General features: G+C 36.8%; 17 protein-coding genes. 1 reads left to right on the forward strand and 16 read right to left on the reverse strand.

Annotation, left to right across the window (positions count from 1 at the left end):
- Positions 1 to 3 precede the first annotated feature (3 nt).
- The 7 genes from B1R93_RS07375 to B1R93_RS07405 all read right to left on the reverse strand — a co-directional run bounded on the left by B1R93_RS07375 (position 4) and on the right by B1R93_RS07405 (position 7,402).
- A complete protein-coding gene (locus B1R93_RS07375; RefSeq protein ID WP_133058618.1) occupies positions 4 to 264 on the reverse strand; it encodes a hypothetical protein in 261 nt (86 codons plus the stop codon).
- 13 nt (positions 265 to 277) lie between these two features.
- Positions 278 to 1,765, reverse strand: a complete 1,488-nt coding sequence (locus tag B1R93_RS07380) for an alpha-N-arabinofuranosidase (RefSeq protein WP_088103246.1) — start codon at positions 1,763 to 1,765, stop codon at positions 278 to 280.
- A 53-nt stretch (positions 1,766 to 1,818) separates the two neighbouring features.
- On the reverse strand, positions 1,819 to 2,655 hold the full coding sequence (locus B1R93_RS07385; protein ID WP_088103247.1) for a carbohydrate ABC transporter permease: 837 nt from the start codon (positions 2,653 to 2,655) through the stop codon (positions 1,819 to 1,821).
- Between the two features lie 4 nt (positions 2,656 to 2,659).
- Positions 2,660 to 3,589: a carbohydrate ABC transporter permease gene (locus tag B1R93_RS07390; RefSeq protein WP_088103248.1), complete on the reverse strand. Its 930-nt coding sequence runs from the start codon at positions 3,587 to 3,589 to the stop codon at positions 2,660 to 2,662.
- Positions 3,590 to 3,667: 78 nt separating this feature from the next.
- Positions 3,668 to 4,990: an ABC transporter substrate-binding protein gene (locus B1R93_RS07395; RefSeq protein ID WP_088103249.1), complete on the reverse strand. Its 1,323-nt coding sequence runs from the start codon at positions 4,988 to 4,990 to the stop codon at positions 3,668 to 3,670.
- Positions 4,991 to 5,422: 432 nt separating this feature from the next.
- Positions 5,423 to 6,412, reverse strand: coding sequence for a LacI family DNA-binding transcriptional regulator (locus tag B1R93_RS07400; RefSeq protein WP_088103250.1), 990 nt, complete (start codon positions 6,410 to 6,412; stop codon positions 5,423 to 5,425).
- 141 nt (positions 6,413 to 6,553) lie between these two features.
- Positions 6,554 to 7,402, reverse strand: a complete 849-nt coding sequence (locus tag B1R93_RS07405; RefSeq protein WP_088103251.1) for an NAD-dependent epimerase/dehydratase family protein — start codon at positions 7,400 to 7,402, stop codon at positions 6,554 to 6,556.
- A gap of 166 nt (positions 7,403 to 7,568) precedes the next feature.
- Here B1R93_RS07405 and B1R93_RS07410 point away from each other — a divergent pair, with 166 nt between their 5' ends.
- Positions 7,569 to 7,883 carry a winged helix-turn-helix transcriptional regulator gene (locus B1R93_RS07410; protein WP_088103252.1) on the forward strand — a complete coding sequence of 105 codons (315 nt, stop codon included), beginning with the start codon at positions 7,569 to 7,571 and terminating at the stop codon, positions 7,881 to 7,883.
- A 146-nt stretch (positions 7,884 to 8,029) separates the two neighbouring features.
- On the opposite strand, the gene B1R93_RS07415 is transcribed toward B1R93_RS07410, so the two are convergent.
- The 9 genes from B1R93_RS07415 to B1R93_RS07455 all read right to left on the reverse strand — a co-directional run bounded on the left by B1R93_RS07415 (position 8,030) and on the right by B1R93_RS07455 (position 18,540).
- Positions 8,030 to 8,386: a 2Fe-2S iron-sulfur cluster-binding protein gene (locus B1R93_RS07415; protein ID WP_088103253.1), complete on the reverse strand. Its 357-nt coding sequence runs from the start codon at positions 8,384 to 8,386 to the stop codon at positions 8,030 to 8,032.
- Between the two features lie 149 nt (positions 8,387 to 8,535).
- Positions 8,536 to 9,504 carry a sugar phosphate isomerase/epimerase family protein gene (locus B1R93_RS07420; protein ID WP_088103254.1) on the reverse strand — a complete coding sequence of 323 codons (969 nt, stop codon included), beginning with the start codon at positions 9,502 to 9,504 and terminating at the stop codon, positions 8,536 to 8,538.
- A gap of 10 nt (positions 9,505 to 9,514) precedes the next feature.
- Complete coding sequence (locus B1R93_RS07425) at positions 9,515 to 10,555, reverse strand: Gfo/Idh/MocA family protein (protein WP_088103255.1); 1,041 nt, start codon at positions 10,553 to 10,555, stop codon at positions 9,515 to 9,517.
- Positions 10,556 to 10,569: 14 nt separating this feature from the next.
- Complete coding sequence (locus B1R93_RS07430) at positions 10,570 to 11,595, reverse strand: Gfo/Idh/MocA family protein (protein WP_088103256.1); 1,026 nt, start codon at positions 11,593 to 11,595, stop codon at positions 10,570 to 10,572.
- A gap of 18 nt (positions 11,596 to 11,613) precedes the next feature.
- Entirely contained in the window at positions 11,614 to 12,339 is a 726-nt protein-coding gene (locus B1R93_RS07435) for a ThuA domain-containing protein (protein WP_088103257.1), read from the reverse strand.
- 197 nt (positions 12,340 to 12,536) lie between these two features.
- Positions 12,537 to 13,526, reverse strand: a complete 990-nt coding sequence (locus B1R93_RS07440) for a LacI family DNA-binding transcriptional regulator (protein ID WP_088103258.1) — start codon at positions 13,524 to 13,526, stop codon at positions 12,537 to 12,539.
- Between the two features lie 218 nt (positions 13,527 to 13,744).
- On the reverse strand, positions 13,745 to 15,334 hold the full coding sequence (locus B1R93_RS07445) for a response regulator transcription factor (protein WP_088103259.1): 1,590 nt from the start codon (positions 15,332 to 15,334) through the stop codon (positions 13,745 to 13,747).
- Positions 15,312 to 17,123, reverse strand: a complete 1,812-nt coding sequence (locus tag B1R93_RS07450; protein ID WP_088103260.1) for a cache domain-containing sensor histidine kinase — start codon at positions 17,121 to 17,123, stop codon at positions 15,312 to 15,314. The genes B1R93_RS07445 and B1R93_RS07450 overlap by 23 nt, the downstream gene beginning before the upstream one ends.
- A gap of 106 nt (positions 17,124 to 17,229) precedes the next feature.
- The gene (locus tag B1R93_RS07455; protein ID WP_088103261.1) at positions 17,230 to 18,540 is read right to left on the reverse strand and encodes an ABC transporter substrate-binding protein; all 1,311 of its coding nucleotides are present in this window, start codon (positions 18,538 to 18,540) and stop codon (positions 17,230 to 17,232) included.
- Positions 18,541 to 18,597 lie beyond the last annotated feature (57 nt).

Consider the following 18,597-nt stretch of genomic DNA (forward strand, 5'->3'; position numbering starts at 1 on the left):
TTGTCACCATTTCGACTTCCCCGGAAAAGGACAATCTTTATCACGAAACCTTGCTCGAAAAGCAACAAGTGCACCAGAATGAATACACGTTGTTCCATTTTGTAAAGAGGAGCAGGCTAAACATTGGTTTAACCTTCTCTTATACTGCTCCTCCTCAACAATATTCTCGTCCAATGAGGGATCTGAATCGTAAATAATTGGCTCTGAATTCATTGTTGACACATTTCCTGTACACCCTTTACATACATTCCGTTCCCTCATCATTGGCCTCTCCCTTCTATTTAATGGCAAGAACTACAACAGCCATTGGCGGTAAACTAATCGAAAGTGTATCGCCGTCTAATGTAAAGCCATTAAATGCTTCAGGCTTGATGTTTTCAGGGTTTTCAAACGTATTGTGAGCATCTATTGTAGAAGCAGTTAAAATTCTTCCCGTGATCGTAACCTCTGAAGTATTTAACCCTCTAATGTCCAAATCTACACTTGCATCATTTTTATGGTCAAGATTACACAAGCTTACATGGGTAGTTCCTTCATTATTTTTTGACGCTGATAGACTAACTTGAGGAATTTTCTCCCCGTTATACTCATAGCTATCAACTTTAGCATCAAGTGCTAATTTCGTTGCATCTTGATGAACTTTGTACATTTCAAACACATGGTACGTTGGTGTTAAAATCATTTTTTCGCCTTCAGTTAAAATCATTGCCTGAAGAACGTTTACCGTTTGAGCAATGTTTGTCATTTGAACACGGTCTGAATGGTCATGGAAAATATGGAAATGAACCCCTGCCACAAGTGCATCACGAATCGTGTTCTGTTGGTATAAAAATCCTGGGTTCGTACCTTGCTCGACATCGAACCAAGTTCCCCATTCGTCAATAATCATACCAATTCGTTTTTCCGGATCATATTTATCCATAATCGTGCTATGTTTTGAAATAAGCTCATCGATATGCAGAGCTTTTTTCATCGTAATAAACCATTCGTCCTCTGGGAACCCGGTTGCAGAACCTTTACCTAACCAGAAGTCACCCGGAATTGTATAATAGTGTAGACTCAGGCCATCCATAAACCTTGCTGACTCACGCATTAAAACTTCCGTCCAATTATAATCATCAATATTTGCTCCGCCAGCAATTTTATAGATGTTATTTCCATCGTAGTTTCTTACATACGTTTGGTAACGACGATATAAGTCAGAATAATATTCTGGACGCATATTACCGCCGCAACCCCAGTTTTCATTCCCAACACCAAAATATTTTAGTGACCAAGCTTCATCTCTACCATTCTCACGACGCCAATTCGCCATAGGAGACTCGCCCTTAAATGTCATATATTCAACCCATTCTGACATTTCCTGTACCGTACCACTTCCAACATTCCCACAAATATATGGCTCACATTCGAGTAGTTCACATAAGAGCATGAATTCGTGTGTTCCAAAGTGATTATTTTCGACTACGCCACCCCAGTGTGTGTTTACCATTCTTTTACGTGATTCCCTTGGACCGACACCATCTTTCCAATGATATTCATCAGCAAAGCAACCACCTGGCCAACGTAGAACCGGTACGTTAATATTCTTTAATGCTTCAAGTACATCATTACGAATCCCTTTCGTATTAGGAATTGGTGAATCTTCTCCAACCCAGATTCCTTCATAAATACATCTTCCTAAGTGCTCAGCAAAATGTCCATAAATATTCTTATTTATTTTTCCTTTCTCAACATCAACATTAAGTACTGCGTTATGTTTCATTCCTATCCACTCCATAGTTAATATTTATATTTTAATTTTTATGGTACATATTATTAACCTTTTACTCCACCAACAGTTAAGCCAGAGATAAAATAGCGTTGGAAGAATAAGAACAATATGATAACTGGTAATACAGTCATTACTGAACCTGCAATCAGTACATCATAGTTATTACCGTATGGTGTTAGTAATGTAGACAAACCAATAGGTAAAGTAAACATACTATTTGAACGAAGTACAACTAATGGCCATAAGAAGTTGTTCCAGCTTCCAAGACCTTGTAAAATGGCCATTGCAGCAAATGAAGGTAACATTAACGGCGCCATTACTTTAAAGAATATTCCGTATTCTGTACACCCATCAATTCTTGCAGATTCCATTAATTCCTTTGGTAATCCAATAGCGTATTGTCTAAAAAAGAATACAGCAATTGGGGCAACAACCATCGGTAATATAACGGCAATATACGTATCAATTAATCCTAAAGCTGTCATTAATCGATACAAAGGAAGCATTAGAATTTCAAACGGAACCATTAAAATCAAAAGAACTAGAATGAAAATAAATTGCCTTCCTTTAAAATCATAAACTGCTAAAGCGTAACCTACCATTGATGAAAAGAATAATGATAGAACAATCGTTAATGCCGAAATCAGAATACTATTCATATACCAAGTCCAATAACTACTTGCCTGAGTAAAAATATGGGTATAATTTGAGAAATTCAACTGGTCTAATGGTACTGCAAGCGTAATCCCATTCCTCATTAATTCCGAAGAAGGTCTAAATGAAGAAATAATGAGAGATAATAATGGAAACACTGCAAGAAAAGCGATGATTCCTACCATTATGACCAATACCCATGATAGTACTTTTCCATATTGTGTCATTCTTTTACCCCTCCTTCTTCAAAGCACCAAAGAATTTAAGTTGAATAATACTAACAATAAAGATGATAACCATTAACACAACACCGATAGCCGAACCAAAGCCCATGTTGTTCATCTGGAACCCTTGTTGATAAATATAACCGACAACAGTCAATCCTATATTCCCAGGTGAACCAGCTTCCCAAAATACAAAGCTCTCTTCATACATTCTAAATCCGTTAATTACTGTAATGGTTGCAACATAAATCGTTACAGGCTTTAATAGAGGTAAAGTAATATGGAAAAACTTTTGAAATACCCCTGCACCATCAATGTCTGCTGCTTCATATAACTCTTTCGAAATATTCGATAGACCTGCCATAAAGTAAATAATATTTACCCCAAGCCATCTCCATGAACAAAGTAATACCATCAAAAACATCCCAGTTCCTGCCCCATATCGCCATTGAACAGGCTCCATTCCAAAGAAACCAATAATTGAGTTTGCAATTGCAGCATCAGATTCAGCAAAGATAAGACGGAATACAACACCCGCAACAATAACTGATGTTAAAGCCGGGATAAATAATGCTGCTCTAAAAAAGTTTGCAAATTTTATTACCTTTGAATTTAATATAGTTGCCATAACCATAGGTAATACTACTAAGATGACTGTCGTTAATATAACGTAAATCGTCGTATTATAAAGGGCACGATAGAACGTCGTATTAAATATTTTCTCGTAGTTTGCTAGGCCAACAAATTCAATTTGTCCTGGGAGGATGCTCTGAAAGCTCATTACAACTCCGTTAATTAGCGGGTATAAAAATAAAACTAAAAATGAGATGACAAACGGAGATACAAAGACGTAAGGTGCAATCTTCTTTGACATAAGTAAATCTTTCACTGGTCGTTTTTTTATCGACTCTTGTTTAGTTGAAGTTACCGGATTCATCACGATTTACTCCTTTCCCATATGCATGACAGGTTGTAAGGTACATAATTATTATGTACCTTACCTCCCCATCTCATTTTAGTTATTACGAATTTCATCCGCAGCTTGTTTTAACGCTTCCTCAGGAGACTGTGATTGTGCTCTTAAAACGTTATTAAATACATTTGTCGTTAATTGTTGCTGAGCAATAGGATTTCGAGCCGTAATGTTAATTGAGTTAATCTCATCACGGATGTCTAAAAGCGTATCGAAAATATCAGTACCAAAAAATTGATAGTATTTATTATCCTCCCGAATCGCTTCACTCTCCCAAACTGTCCACATCGGCGGATCAAAGCCCATAATTTCCCAAAGTGCTAGATTTCCTTCTTCTGTAAGCTTAGCATAAGCTAAAAACTCTTTTGCAAGTTCAGGATTCTCTGTTTGATTTGTGACAACTGTTCCTGTACCACCAGCTCCAGCAGAACGATTTCCATCTTCTGTCCATCTTGGCATTGGACGAATCACGATTTTTCCTTTTAAATCTTCCATGTAATCTGTGAATCTACCCATATACCACATTGGCATAATGACAGATGCAGCTCCACCATCATTCATAAATCCATAATATTCTTCTGCATGGTGACCACCACCAGGTGTAAGCTCTGCAATTCCATGCTTATAAACCATGTCATGCATAAACTGCAATGTCTTTACATTTGTTTCATTATCAAGAATAACTTCACCATTTTCATCAAAGAAGTCCGAACCTTGTTGTGCAAGTAAAGGCCAGTACGACCAGTAGTCTTCCGTTTCAAGTGTCACCATAGTTGCATCTGTTTTATCAACAACTTGCTTACCTGCTTCTACATAGTCATCCCAAGTATCAATTGAATCAATATCTACACCAGCTGCATCCATAATTTCTTTATTATAATAAGCAACGGTTGCTCCTACATGCGTTGGTAAACCATAGTACGTACCGTCTTTTGAATAAATATCGAATCTTGACTCAATAAACTGGTCTTTAACCGGTTCAACATATTCATTCATTGGTAATAACTGTGGTTCACCTTGTAAGTAATTTGGAAAACGACCAAGTTCAATATCTACTATATCTGGAGCTCCTTTACCAGATTGTAGAGCTAAAAGTAAATTATTATGCATATTGTCATAAGGGTAGGTCTCAGCAGTCAACTTAATTGGTCTATCAGAATGTTCTTCATTCCAACGAGTAACAGCATCCTTAAAGATGTTCATGTGTAATTCGTTGAAGGTCCAAAATGTTAATTCTGTTGCACCCTCAAGATCTTCACCGATAACTTCTGAAGCATCCGCCTCAGAACTTTCCTCATCACCGCCACAAGCAGCTAACATCATAGCTAAACCTAATAGCAATACTAGCAGACTAACTTTTTTCATATTAGTTCCCCCTCTACTTTTCAAAAATCAAACTCGACTTCATTGAAAAAAAATGTCCTAAAGTTTCTTGATCACCCCCTAAAACGTGTTCGTACACGTAGTATCTTAAAACTAAATTTCATGTTGCGTGTTCGAACACGAAATACCAAAATTAAAAATCCGTTCCAACCCAGAGGAGAAAACGCTTACAAAAACCCTCTAATTCTGATTGTCACCGAAACTACATTTGTCAGCTATACGTAATAATTGACTTATTAAACATATGCAACTAAATCCTTGATATTCGTGTACGTACACGAATATTATGATTTAAAAACTCTTCACATTAATAGTTAGTAGAAAGAGTAGCATTTATGTTTATTAAGTTAAGTCTACCTTAACACCCTTCATTCTATTCGTCAATCACTAAGTAAATATTTTTTGAATATTTATTTAAATTGACTCACCTTTAATAATCTCGTAATCAAGGAGCGGAGTAGAAATATACGTCCCATGGTCAATCTTATGAAGGATACTTTCAACCGCCTTCACACCAACCTCTACAATCGGGTATTTAACTGTGGCCAATCTAGGTGTAATGTATTTTAGCATATCAATATCATCAAATCCCATAACACCAACAAACCCTGGAACCGTTAAATTCCTAGCTTTTAAATGGTTCATAACTTCCAAAGCATATAAGTCCGTTGAACAAATAATCGCCGTTTTCTCATTCTCATTAAAGGTTATGTTTGACAAGACATCAATATACTCTGCTTCTTTTATTATTTGTGGCTCATCTTGAATACCATTTTCTTGCAAACCCTCTAAAAATCCATGCAGTCTTTCTTCCTGAGTGTAAATGTTTGTTTTTCCTAAATAGGCAAGTGGTGGACTAACATAAATATAATTCTTGTAATTTAAACTAGCAATATAATCAATCGCCTCTTTCATCGCTTTTCTTTCCTGAATCCCTACATACTCCCAATTTTCGGAAATGTAATTAAAAACAGTGACGATCGGTATATTAAATTTGTTTAAATAAGCATCAAATTCTTCTCCATGATTTACAGTAAAAAGAATGATCCCATCAACTTTTCTATTAACTAAATAGTTAATACATTTTATCTCGTTTTCAGGATCTTTATCCGTAAGTGTAATATAGACAAAGTACCCAAGCTCCCTCGCTTTTAGTTCAATTGCATTCATTAATTGCGCAAATGAACGATTGTATAGGTCAAATAATACGACCCCAAGAGTCATTGTTTTACCCATAACTAGACTTCTAGCCATATAATCTGGCTGGTAATTTAGCTCTTTTGCTACTTTTAGGACTTTTTTACGAGTCTTTTCGCTGATCCCTGTTCGATTATTTAGTGCTCTATCTACAGTCCCAGCAGAAACTCCACAAATATTAGCAATGTCTTTTATCGTTACCTTCATGTTTTCACCTCACAATATTAATTGGTTAGGTCTATAATTATACCTTTTACGTATATTTGCTGTCTATAAACGGTTACGGAATCTATTGCGATTCAACGAAAAACGAGGATAATCTAATTTAGATTACCCTCGTTTCTAGTACTATTTTAGATTTACATAATTTCTCCATTGATGAACCGGTTGCCAGTTAAGGAGTTGCTTTGCTTTTTCATTAGATAGGAGTGTTTCAAATTCTCCCAATTCCTTTGTAATCTCTACTCCCGGGTAGCATGTTTCCATAAGCTTTTTACTTGGTATATCCATGCTCGTATCATCAGCTGAAATATTAAGGGCAACGGAACCAAGCCCATCTATTTCTATTGATTTTCGATATGCTACAGCAGCATCGCGAGAATCAATATAGCTCCATAATATCGTTTTACGCAATTCAGGTTCATGGATAAAGCTAGGAAAATTATTATACATCTCCGGCGTAATAACATTACCTAATCTCATGGAGACGACCTGCATTCCTGTTCTACGGTGAATCATGTCTGCTGTTTCTTCATTTACGATTTTAGATAAGCCATAGCTTTCCTCTGGCAATTGGGGATGCTCCTCATCAACTGGAACATAATTTGGCTGTAAGCTTTGTTTCGAGAAGACTACACCATATGAAGATTCACTCGAGGAAATCGCTGCTTTTTTAATACCAAGATTCCCAGCTGCCTCTAAAATGTTATACGTCGACATTACATTATTTCGAAATGTCATTTCATTCGGGTGAGAGTAGGCTACGGGTATAGCTGCTAGATGGACAACTGCATCAGCCCCTGCTAGAACACCATAGACCTCACCTAATTGCTGTAAATCAGTAATGACTGTTGGACATAGTGACTCTTTTGGATGTTTGATATCTGCATTCACGACATCGTAACCACTCTTAACAAATTCTTTTATTACACTAGTACCTAGAAGACCGCTACCACCCGTAACAACAATTTTTTTCATTTTGCACCTCTACGTTAAATTAGTCATTTCTTGTGTTACTACTATTGAAAGCGTATCTATTCTATCTTTTCTTTACAAGTACTGAAATTTATTTGATATAATTAATAACGAGTTACAAAGTATATTTTTTATAGTAATATATCCTTTTTATAGTAGGTGAATATTTATGGGCGAAACAAATATTACGATCGAATGTTCAATTGAAAAAGCTTTAAATATCCTTGGTGGTAAATGGTCATTTTTTATTTTAAAAGAGCTTTTTGAGGAAAAAAAACGTTTCGGAGAGCTGAAAAAAGCAATCCCAAAAATTAGCCCAAAGGCTCTAACCGATACGTTACGTCATCTTGAGGAAAATCAAGTCATTGATAGAACCGTCTATCCAACCGTACCTGTTACTGTTGAATATTCTTTAACCGATAAAGGTTATGCGTTAAAAAACATTTTAAAGGAAATGAAATTATGGGGAGCCCATTGGGCATAGAAAATGGGCTATCTAAAAGGAGAAAATTGAATGACAATGACTCCGTTCGCTCCTACTATGAGAAATAGGACTTTCAAAAAAGTAGCGGCTTCGAGGTTGTTCTAATAAGGAATACTCACCTTTTAGGACAACCTCTATGTAAAATTTTAATTTGATGATACAACCGCCTGACAGGCTAAACGTTTTTGAGAGGATAATGCTTCAGCTAATTTCTCGCGTTCCTTTTCTGTCGGCTGTGATAATAAGTCATTACCTGTTGTCACATGGACTTCGCATCGCCCACAGGTTCCTTTTTGGCATTTATAATCAAGAAGCTGATTTTGTTCAAATGCGGCTTCTAACAACGTTTTCTTCTCAGCTGGCATCTTTATTAAATAGGTTTTCCCCTGTTGTGAAACAGTGAGTACCTTTTCCTCTTTTTCCTCACTTAATGGCTTTTCTATTGGTGCTGTGACTCGTTGTTGCTGTATTAAAGAGCCTACGGTAAACTTTTTTTCACTCATAGTAATCCCCCCATTTTCACGTAGTTTCTTTCACTATAGTACAGTACCACTGATTGTTCAACTAACGAAGCAATGTCCTTCCTTGCCTGTTTTTTTACTTCCTGTAAAGTGAAAAAGGAGAGCTCAACACACGAGTTCTCCTTTTGTTATTATGCCCACCACATATCGGAAGGTCTTTCTTCAATTAATACGGATTTCAAGTTTTTGACTGCACGGGCAAACCCTTCGTCAATTGACATAATTGGGTCTTCATGCTCAATGCTGACAATATGGTCGTAACCATAAGTACGTAAAGCACTGATAATATTAGACCATTCTTGAATACTGTGCCCACAACCAACTGAACGGAATGTCCACGCTCTTGATTGAACCTCGCCATATGGTTGCATGTCTGTTAAGCCGTACATATTAACATTATCCTGATCGATGTACGTGTCCTTTGCATGAAAATGATGAATAGCATGTTGCTTTCCGAGAATTTTTATCGCAGCAACAGGATCAATTCCTTGCCACCATAAATGACTTGGGTCAAGATTTGCACCGATCGCATCAGATGTTTCTTCTCTCAGCTTTAACAATGTATAAGGCGTATGCACCAAGAACCCACCATGAAGCTCTAAACCTATCTTGACACCATGCTCTTCTGCTAATTTCCCAATCCCTTTCCAATATGGAATTAGTTTTTCTTCCCATTGCCACTTTAAAATATCTCCATATTCGGTTGGCCATGGTGTAACGGGCCAATTAGGATATTTTGCTCCTTCATGATCACCTGCAGTACCTGAAAAACAGTTAACAACGGGAACGTTCATTAATTTTGCTAATTTTATTGTTTTTATTAGTATTTCGTTTGAAACCTGAGCAAATTGTTTATCTGGAGAAATAGGATTCCCATGACAACTAAAGGCACTAATTTCAAGACCACGTGATGTTACTTGCTCAAGGTAATCCTCTCGTAGCTTTTCATTTTCTAAAAGTCGATCAATGTCACAATGAGCATTACCTGGATAACCACCTGTTCCAATTTCAACTGCCTGCACACCAGCATTTTTTACTGTATCTAGCATGTCTTCAAAATTCTTTTGAGAAAATAGTACTGTAAATACACCTAATTTCATATTTGGCCTCCTAAGTTAAACGAATGCTATGTCCAGATACACTGCTATTATAAATAGCATCGATAATTTGGGTTACTTGTAATGCTTCTTGCGGCTTTACAACTAACTCCTCAACTCCTAAACAGCTGTTAACAAAATTTTGAACTTGAGCAATACCCGGGTTTTCTTCACCTGGTATCCAATCAGCCTGACTTGTAAACAGTGTCCCGTATTTCGCTTGATTCAGTTCAAGAGGAAATAAATCAATGCCTCCAGTTAATCCAGAGATACTTACACTTTCTTTATCCTCTTTTATATTCGCTGCCCATGACGTTTCAAATAAAAGTGAAGCCCCATTTTCAAAACGAATATACGCCGTCACATGGTCATCAACGTCAAACGTCTCATGGTTATACGTTCCCCATTGATTGACCTGGTTTGGAATTTTACTTAAACGATTATACGCCGTACCTGTTACTTCTATTGGTTTTGGATTCCCTAATAACCATAATGTTAAGTCTAAAAAATGACAGCCATAATCAATTAAACTTCCGCCACCTTGAAGCTCTTTGTTTGTAAACACACCCCAACCTGGAACTTTACGCCTTCTCAAAGCCTGTGCTCGTGCAACGATCGGTTCTCCTATTTCATTTTCTAAGATAACTCGTTTCGCAGCTTGCGAGTCTTTCATATAACGATAATGGTAGGCGATGGAGAGCACCTTTCCAGACTTTTTTGCAGCTTCAATCATCTTTTCGCACTCTTTAGCATTCAGGGCCATCGGCTTTTCACATAATACGTGAACACCAGCATCAAGAGCGGCTATCGTTATTTCTGCGTGGAATTTATTTGGTGTGCAGATGATAACTGCATCCACGTGAGAAAGTAGCTCATGATAATCGGTAAAAGCGTGTGGTACATGAAATTGCTCAACTACTTTTTTTACTGTCCCTTCATTCACATCACAAACTGCCACAATATTGACGTGCTCAACTAGTTGTTGTAAGGCAGGAAGATGTCGATCCTGGGCAATTCCTCCGACACCAATTACTCCCACTTTTAGTTTTGTCATATTCCTCCACCTTCTTATATGCTGACTATTTTTTTTGTTTCATTTGATTCTAATGCGGCTAACACAACTTGAAGTGACCTCATCCCCTCTTCTCCAGAAACAGCAGGATTTTTGTTTTCGATAACTGCTTCAACAAATCGATCAATAACCTGTGTATTCGTTTGCCCACCTGAATCATTCGTTTGAATACCACCAAGCTCGTATTTTACTACTTCACCTGTTTGGTATTGAATGACGAGAGAATTAGTTGGATCGTCCTCTAATCGAACAATTGCTTTTTCCGCATAAATAATCGTTGAATTATCCTCTTTTGAGACATAGGACCAGCTTGCAGCCAACGTACCAACAATTCCACCTTCTGTTTTTAGGACACACACAGCGGTATCATCTACATCCGTATTTTCTTTCGCGCTCGTTTCAACAAACGCTCCAACCTCAACAAATTCTTCACCTAAAATAAAGCGTAATAAATCTGTTTTATGTACACCTAAATCACCCATCGCACCGATAAAGGCCTGATCCTTTTTAAAGAACCAGCTTTCCTTTCCATCTGCACTCCAGCCTTCTGGACCACCATGTCCAAACGCTGTGCGAAAGCTATAAATTTTTCCTAACTCCCCATTTGCAATAAGCTGACGTGCTTTCTGATGGGACGGAACAAACCGTTGATTATGGGCAATCATCAGTTTTTTATTCGCCATTTTTGCTGCTTGAATCATTTGTTCCGCATCTTCCTTTGAAGTTGCCACCGGCTTTTCGCATAGGACATGCTTTCCTGCCTGCAATGCAGCAATGGAAATCGATGCGTGCAAGTAGTTTGGAGTACAAACACTAACTGCATCAATTTCAGGATTAGCTAATAACTCCTCATAACTAGTATAGGCCAACACGCCGTACTCGCTCGCAAAGGCTAGCACCCGTTCTTCTACAAGATCACACACAGCTATAATCTCCGTGTTTTCATTTTGCGCATACTCAGGTAAATGACGGTGTTTTGCTATACTCCCACAACCAATAACTCCGACTCTTAATTTACTCATCTTCTCTCCCCCGATCTCTTAGTTTTTCGGTTTTATTTCTTCTAATGGCTTTGCGTTACCATACACAGGATAATCTCTTTTCGTTGGAGCTACCCAGTTTACAGCATTTTTAATAACTTGTTGAATTTCTTCATTATGGTAGGTCGGATACGTTTCATGGCCTGGACGGAAATAAAAGATCTTCCCATTTCCTCTTTGGTACGTGCAACCACTTCTAAATACTTCCCCACCCTCGAACCAGCTCATAAAAATAAGTTGTTCAGGAGCAGGTATGTCAAAATGTTCACCGTACATCTCTTCCTTTTCAAGCTCGATGAATTCACCAATTCCCTCTACAATTGGGTGACTCGGATCAATAACCCAAAGACGTTCCTTATCATCCGCTTCACGCCATTTTAAATCACACGTAGTCCCCATTAATGATTTGAAGATTTTGGAAAAGTGGCCAGAATGGAGAACAATCAACCCCATCCCCTCTAATACACGTTGCTTCACCTTCTCAACAATCTCATCACTAACTTCATCATGTGCAAGATGCCCCCACCAAATGAGCACATCGGTATCATTTAATACAGCATCAGATAACCCATGCTCAGGTTCGTCAAGAGTTGCTGTTTTAACAAGTACTTTCTCCCCCTTCAAAAAACTAGAAATGGCTCCATGAATTCCTTCTGGATAAATATCTCGAACGACCGGATTCTTTTGTTCGTGGCGGTTTTCATTCCATACAGTTACCTTTACCATAGTAATTCCTCCTTAGATTCTATTATGATGTTATCCATGTGAATACATTCGCTAGACAATGGCTTTCTCTCATTTAAAATGTTCATACGACTGAAAATAAAGTTTTAACACCCCCTCTATGAAATCGATCCCAGAATATTGCTAGTATCCATACCTATGATGATTATGAGATCGATCCCAGAATGTATCATATTTACCTACACAGACTCTCGAATTATAAGCTCTATTGGTAACTCGAAAACTTGTTTCTCATTATTCTTGATTTCATTTGCTAACATTGAAACCATAACTTCCATTGTCTTCTTACCCATATCTTTAATTGGCTGTCTAATCGTAGTTAGAGCTGGTTCCATTAATTCTGCAATAGGTTGATCGTCAAAACCAAGGACCGCAATATCATCTGGAATTCTTAATCCAAGACTTTTGGCTTCTTTTATAATCCCTGCTCCTACTTCGTCACTTCCTGAAAATACCGCAGTTGGCCGGATTTCCATCGCTAAGATTTCCCTTAACAACTTCTTGCCGCATTCGATGCTGTGTAAATCTCGAAAAATCCAATTTTCGCTTATTTCTAGATTATGTTCTCTCAGTGCATTCATAAATCCTTTTTGACGATCAGCACCTAGTTCCGTTTTCATCCCACCGCAATAAGCAATTCTTTTATGTCCTTTTTCAATTAAGTAGCGGGCTCCAATATAACTTCCCTTAATTTGATCGAGTCGAATGATTGGAATTTTAGCTTCTGATTTATATTCATTACACAAAAGCACCGGTCCACCTTCTTGATACGAAGCAATCGTAGCCCACTCATTTTCGATTGACGTAAAGATTAAACCATCGACCTGCTTTGTTTTTAATAGATTTAGGAAATTCAGTTCTTTTGCTTTGTCCTGTTGTGTTTGACAAATTAGTAATTGAAGATTATTCTTTACTGCAATTGCTTCCATCCCTTCAATAAGAAAAGGGAAAAAAGGATTTGTCAGACGAGGAACGAGTACAGCAATTGTATCGGTTCTCTGTTTTCGCAACCGTTGAGCTGATGAATTAGGGTAATACTCCAATTCCTTCATTGCCTTGTAGACTAATTGTTTTTTTCTATCAGTAACATAAGGATGATTATTAATTACCCGAGACACAGTGGATCTAGATAAACCCGCCAATTTAGCCACATCTTCTATCGTTGCCATGATATCCCCTTCTTTTCTACGTATGCGACCTATCTTTTTACCTTCTATAATGAAAAAACACTACCTGAAACCGTTATAAAAATTCACACTACATTTTAATCGATACTACATCAAGACACAATAGTTTATTATTATTTCATACTGTTTCTACATATTTAATCTCTTAGCTAAATTCTATTAAAGGTAGATTACTGAAATAACCTATTTTTCAATGCCTTCTATTTTTCCCCACTCTTTATTTTAGCTTGATATTCTTTTGGGGTCATTCCTGCAAACTTCTTAAATACTTTGATGAAATATTTATCATTTTGATAACCAACCGAATCAGCAACTTCATAAATTTTTAAAAATGGATTTTCTAATAATTCTTTTGCTTTTTCGATTCGGATCTTTGTTAAATAATCAGTAATCGTTGCATCATACTCTTGTTTAAATTTCCTCGAAATGTATTCTCTGCTCAAAAAGAAACGATCAGCAATTTCTGAGAGCTTAATATCCTTTTGGTAGTTATGTCGAATATATTCTTCAATTTTTTGAACACTGTTTTTTTCTTTTTTAAACTGGACATTATACACTATTCGTATTAGCTCATGAAATTCCTTCCGCTTTTCCTCTTTGAATTTATTAAATGAGAAAACGCCATCATCATTCCAATAAGCTTTCCCTTCGTAAAAAGGAGTTTCAGATTCAATTTGATATTCTTTTAACCAATGTTCCTTTAATATTTCAAATTGACTTTCCCATATCGCAATTTGTTCACGAGAAAAGTACTGGTTTCGTTCAAACGTTTGAAATACTCGCTCTAAGATCGTATCAATTTGATCTGTGCTTCCACTTTGAATCGCCCACTTAATTTCCTCAGAATATTCAAATGGGTGAATGAGCGGCTTCGAATTCTTCGGAATATCGATCACAATCGTTGTATTCCAATTATGCTCAAGTAAATTCTGTTTTAGAAGGGCATTTTCCGCAGATTCATAGCTTTCAGAAATTTGCATAGAGCTTTGGCCAACAACAATCGTACAATGTATTTTTGTAAAACGGTGAATTTCTATTGCAATTTTTCCAGCTAAATCAGCAATCGCTTCTGTTTTCCAAAATAGAAGAACAATTTCTTGCTCTTTATTTAAGTTTCTAAATGCAACCCCACTCTTTTGTTCCGTTAATATTTCATTGCTAATATTAAGTAGCGAAAAAAACGCTAAGTCGGCATCACCTTGATACTTGTTCTTAATCATCATATTCATTGGTAAAACAGCAATCACGACTGGTAAGAAGCTAACATCAATCTGAAATTCATTTTTTATTTGTTTAATTACCCTAGTAGTAAGCTTCGCTTTATCTAACATTCCCGAAAGAAGGTAATCCCAATACAGAGGCTTAACTTCATTTATGACACGGGCTTTTTCTATATTCGATAAATGATTCGACGCTTGTTCCTTCCACTCTTTAACAGCACGGCTTAACGTTTCATTTAAAACATCTGGCTGGATAGGCTTTAGGATATAATCAAAGCTCCCAAATGCAATCGCATTTCGCATATACTGAAAATCGTCATAACCACTAACAACAATCGTTTTACAATGTATTTTAGAAGCGTGTATCCATTTTAATAAGTGAATTCCATCTTTTCTTGGCATGCTCATATCAGTAAAAATGATTTCAGGTTGATGCTGTGAAATAAGCGCAACAGCTTCCTCTCCATCTGACGCTTCAAAAATGGTCTCAATTCCAAAGCGCTCCCATTCAGCAAGCAACATAAGCCCTTCCCTCACATGCTTTTCATCATCTATAATGATCGCCTTCATAAGTATTACCCTCCATTTCGGCTGGGAGCTTCATCATCACACATAAGCCACCCCGTTCAAGATTTGTCAGATCTAACGTAGCCTTGTCTGAATAATAGAGCTTTAATCGAGCATAGACGTTTTTAAGACCAATATTACAATCTCGATAACTACTAGCGTTTTCTTCGTATAGATAGCGACGAATCTCTATAAGTCTCTCTTCCGTAATACCAAGTCCATTATCGATGATTTGAACAAGTAAGAAAGAATCCTCTAATGTACATTTTAACTGTATTTTGCCTACACCTTCTCGAATATCAAATCCGTGTTTAAAATAATTTTCTATTATTGGTTGTAACATCATTTTCGGAACCTTAACATTGAGCGCGTCTTTATCAACCTCAATGGAATAGTCTAAATCATCACCAAATCTTTGCTTTTGTAAAAGGAAATAAGATTTCGTATAATTTACTTCCTTATCTAGTGAAACCATCCCTTCATCCATATTCATCCCGTAACGTAGCATATGAGACAAGTCGGTAAGCGACGTATAAACCTCAGGCACCTTATTTTTCAAGGCAATCGTACCAATTGATTGCAGCGCATTGTATAAGAAATGTGGATTTATTTGCGATTGAAGTACCTTTAACTGATTCGTTTTATTCTCTAGCTCAAGCTTATATTCTCGATTAATAAGATGATTAATTTTCCCAATCATGAGCCTAAACCGCTCACCTAAAATTCCTATCTCATCCGAACCTAATGATTTAAACTGAGTTTGCATATTTCCTTGTTCAACCTGTTGGATGTTTTGAACTAATACCCGAATTGGATTCGTAATACGGAAAGAGACAAACAATGTCGCTAAAATAACTAGCACTAAACCGATAACGCCGAAAATAATATTAATGACAGCAACATCATAAGCACTTTCATGTAACGTAGTGTAGGGAAGACGTTTAACGAGTAACCAATTCCCTGTTGACTCGGCTATTTTATCGTAAACCATAACTCCTTGAAAATGTTCATCGTTCCATTCAATAGAACCACGTTCATTCTTAGTATTTAAAAGTAGGTTTATCCACTTCATATCGTCTTTTCCATATTGACCATTTTGCGAGCTAAAGATAAAGTTACCTTCTTGATCAATAATATAAAATTCTTCGGATGATGAATCGTATAGATTTCGACTTAACTCCGCTATTTTTTCTGGTTTAATCTCCAATGAAATGTATGCGAGCAAATCCTCTCCTGGTACATTAATAAACGCACGATGCAAAGTAAACGAATTAGAGCGCTTAATCTCAGGACTCGGATTATACATCGCTTCCAAATACATGTTGTACTGATTTTCCCTTGCTTTTAGATAATAGTCTTTTTCAATGTCTACTACATTTTCTGTATAAACGACAGCAGAACGTCTTGATACAGAAACCAATTGATGGCTTTCTATAATGGACATATATACCCTGTTTATACTTTCATCTGAATATAATAATGTTTGTAATACACTATTAACATGATTAAGAGATATAAAATCAGACGGAAACCTCGACGATTTTAAATAATTCATGAAATCTGGATTTCGATAAATGGACAAAGTTAAACTATTTAATTCTTTTATATTTGTTTCAATATTGACTTTACCTTGATACAGAAGATTTAAGTTTTCCTGTATTGCGTTTTCCTTTAAAGATTCAGATGTATGAAAATAAGTCACAATTAAGGATAAACTAAAGGGAACCACGGTCGTTAAAAACAGTAAAAAAATTAATTTATTACGGATGCTTTTCTTTATAAATGATATCATTGAAGGCACTCCTTCCCAATATACGCCTTAGTATAAAGTAGAAAGCACATCTACGTATAGACATGCCTTCTGGAAAAATATGAGATACCTCAATGATTCAATATACTTACTTTAAGTTATCCCATGAAGATTGGAAGTACGCAAGCATTGTTTCAAAATCGATTTGTCCAGCTGCATATTCCTGAATAGCTGCTGCAAAATCTTGATTGGCACCATCTGGCCATTGGAACCAAGTCCAAGGAATTGTTTTCTCAGCAACTGAATACTCTAAAATTGACTCCCCTAGGGCACCTAAACCACTTGGCTCAATATGATCGAACGCTGGGATGAAAGCAAACTCTTCCGTCATATAACGTTGACCTGTTTCAGAAGATACCATCCAATTTAAAAGAAGCTTTGCTTCCTCTAAATGCTCAGAGTTTTTGTGAAGAACATAGTTATTTGGTACACCAACAGGTAGACGATTTGATCCCTCTTCATCATTTAAAGGAATCGGTAAAAATGCCATGTTAATATCTGGATTAATTTCGTAAATCATATTTTCTGTCCAGTTTCCTTGTTGTAGTATCGCTGTTTCTCCTGTTGCAAACAGTGTCACTTGTGTATTGTAATCTGTTGTTAACGGATTTTTATTACCATAATTCAGCTCTAAATCAACTACTTCTTGAAAGCTCTCAAATTGCGGATTACCAGCAAATGTTTCAGTTCCTTCAGATAATCCTTTAATGAATGCTTCTGGATCTTCTTGTTGTGCAAATGGGATATTTAATAAATGTTGTCCGATAACCCACCACTCAGCATAGCCGGCTGAGAAAGCAGTAATACCAGCTGCTTCTAGCTTTTCAGCTGCTTCCTTAAGCTCAGAAAGGGTACCAGGTGGTTCAGTAATACCTGCTTGTTCAAATAAATCCTTGTTGTAAATAAATCCATAACCTTCTAGGTTAACAGGCATTCCGTAAAGAGTACCTTCTTCATCTGTCGTTGGAACAGCTCCAATCGGAAGTAAATGTTCAACCCATGGCTCATTTGAAAGATCTGCTAAATGCTCTTTCCAAAGGTTTAACTCATTAAAACCTCCATTATTGAAGATATCAGGTTTTTCACCAGAAGCAAATTTCGCACGTAGAGCAGCACCGTAATCGGCTCCACCACCAACAGTCTCAAGATTTACAGTAATATGAGGATGCTCAGCTTCAAATTCATCAAGCATCGCACGTAATTGGTCAGCAATTTCAACCTTAAAATTGAAGAATTCTAATGTGACAGGCTCTTCATTTCCTGTTGTCGCTTCTTTATCTGTACTTGCATCGTCACCTCCAGTTGAAGAGTCACTGGACGTATCTGAGTTTCCACCACATGCAGCGAGAACCCCAATTGCCAATAGCATTGTTAAACATAGCATTAATAAACGTTTCATAAGATAATTGCCCTCCTTAAAATTTTCATTTTATCTTACTATTTTAACTTTTGCAGT

Origin of the sequence: Halalkalibacter urbisdiaboli (assembly GCF_002156385.1) — a bacterium.
Lineage (GTDB): Bacteria > Bacillota > Bacilli > Bacillales > Bacillaceae_D > Halalkalibacter_A > Halalkalibacter_A urbisdiaboli.